We start from the raw sequence: 2165 nt of genomic DNA on the forward strand, positions 1-2165 counted from the left end.
TGCCGCGCGGCATGGCGTCGCTTGGATTGATCAGTACGAATTGTGCGCCCTGGCCGCGAATCTTGTTGGCTTCGTTCGCGTAGCAGGAATTGAGGAAGCCGTGACTCTTAGGCGATACGATGTTGAGTGGAAAGCGCCGGCCGAGTTGCGGATTGCTGACAAGCGATTCGCGCGGCGGCACATAACCTGGTAGCGGATCGATCGACTCGCCGCCCTGAAATGCTTCGTACATCTGCCGGAAGGGCGGCGCGACAAAATTGCCATTCGCGGCGCCGCTGGCTTTGAACTCGCACTTTCCGGACGGCGTCGGGAAATTCCCATGTGCGTGCGGTGCGCGTGTGTCGGGCGTGCCGACCTTTAGATGCACATAGCCGTGCGTTTTGAAGTACGCCATGTCGACTCCATCCAGCGCCGGCGATTCCCAATCGAGATAATGCTCGATCATTTCCTGATCGCTGCGCTGGAATTGCGGGTCGTCGAAGCCCATGGTTTTCGCCAGGCGCCGGAAGATTTCGGTATTGGAAACCGCTTCGCCCGGCGGCTCGATCGCGCGCTCGTTGTAGGTCAGATAGAAATGTCCCCACGACAGCACCATATCGTCCATCTCGGCAGCCATCGTTGCCGGCAAAATGATGTCGGCATAAGCCGCGGTGTCGGTGATGAAATGCTCCGCGGCGACTACGAACATATCCTCGCGCATCAGGCCTTCGACGATTTTGTTCGACTCCGGCGCCTGCGAAACCGGATTGGCGTTGTAGACCATGAACGACTTGATCGGCGGATCGAGTTTCAGCTCGCCGGTCAACGCCGCGCCGAGCTGCAGATTGTTGACGACGCGTGTTCCCGATGGAATAAAATCGGCGCGGCAAACGCGATCGAATTTGATCGGGAATTCCCATAGCGGCATTTGCAGCAAGCCACCCCCAACATGGCGCCACGCTCCGGTCAACGCCGGCAGGCAGCAGACCGCGCGTATCGTCTGGCCGCCGCCGAAATGGCGTTCGAGCGCAACGCCTATGCGGATCGCAGCCGGCTGCGTCTGCGCATATTCGCGCGCGAGCGTGTGGATATCGGCGGCCGCTATGCCGGTAATTTTTTCCGCCCATTCCGGCGTGCAAGTCGCCGCGCGCTCCTTCAGTTCTTCGAAGCCGACTGTGTAGTTCGCGACGTAATCCTGATCGATCAGATTTTGTTCGATCAGCGTATTGATCAGCGCCATCGCCAGTGCGCCGTCGGTTCCGGGTTTGGGACGAATATGCCAATCGGCATGGCGCGCGGTCAGCGAATTGTAGGTATCGATCACCACAACCTTTGCACCGCGCGCTTTGGCCTCCTTGACGAAGTGCCAATGATGCAGATTGGTCGAGAGCGTGTTGCACGCCCAGATGATGATGTACCTGGAGTGCACGAAACTTTCCGGATCGACGCCGCCCGTCGGCCCGACCGTCAACAGATACGCGGTCGATGAACCCGAACCGCAAAACGTGCGTTCGCAAACCGTCGCACCCAGCTTGTTGAAAAACGGATCGCCGACATTGAGCCCCTGCACGATGCCCTGATTGCCGAGATAACTGTACGGAAGAATCGCCTGCGGGCCGTACTGGGCGATGATTTCGGTCCAGCGCTTCTTGATTTCCGCCAATGCCTGATCCCAGGTGATGCGCACGAATTGGCGGCTGCCTTTCGGACCCTTGCGTTTCAAGGGATACAGTACGCGCTCGGCATTGTAGTGATGGTCCTGAAAATCCTTGAGCTTCACGCACAGGCCGCCGCGCGTGTACGGGTGATCGGGATTGCCGCGCACATCGAGCAGCCGGCCATCCTTGACGTCGTACAGCATGCCGCAGGTATCCGGGCAATCGTGCGGACAGCCGCCGAAAAAAGTTTTTACGCCGGGTGCCATGGTCAAGTCGTTCATGCGCGCGTCTCCAATGTTTGCTACGAATTGCCGATGGTTGCTTCGAAAATGCCAATGGTTGCTGCGAAGAAATGCCCTTGCCGATGCTCAGCTTATACCCGTCGCACCGCGGGCGGTAAACTAGCAGGCTGTTGAATTTCGACGAACCGGCCGGATCATTGCAATTGATGCGAGAGCAAACGATGCGTTGTTCGGCGAGTCGACGGCTGGTTGTCACCGTCAGGCATGGGTGCAGTGTCGCGCGGCT

At 58.8% G+C, this 2165-nt stretch carries 1 protein-coding gene; it reads right to left on the reverse strand.

Annotation, left to right across the window (positions count from 1 at the left end; all coding sequences use genetic code 11):
• Positions 1 to 1903 (reverse strand): molybdopterin-dependent oxidoreductase (locus H0V78_00370; protein MBA2350281.1); only part of this gene is annotated, 1903 nt, incomplete at its 3' end.
• Between the last annotated feature and the right edge of the window lie 262 nt (positions 1904 to 2165).

It is taken from the genome of Burkholderiales bacterium, assembly GCA_013695435.1.
Taxonomy (GTDB): domain Bacteria; phylum Pseudomonadota; class Gammaproteobacteria; order Burkholderiales; family JACMKV01; genus JACMKV01.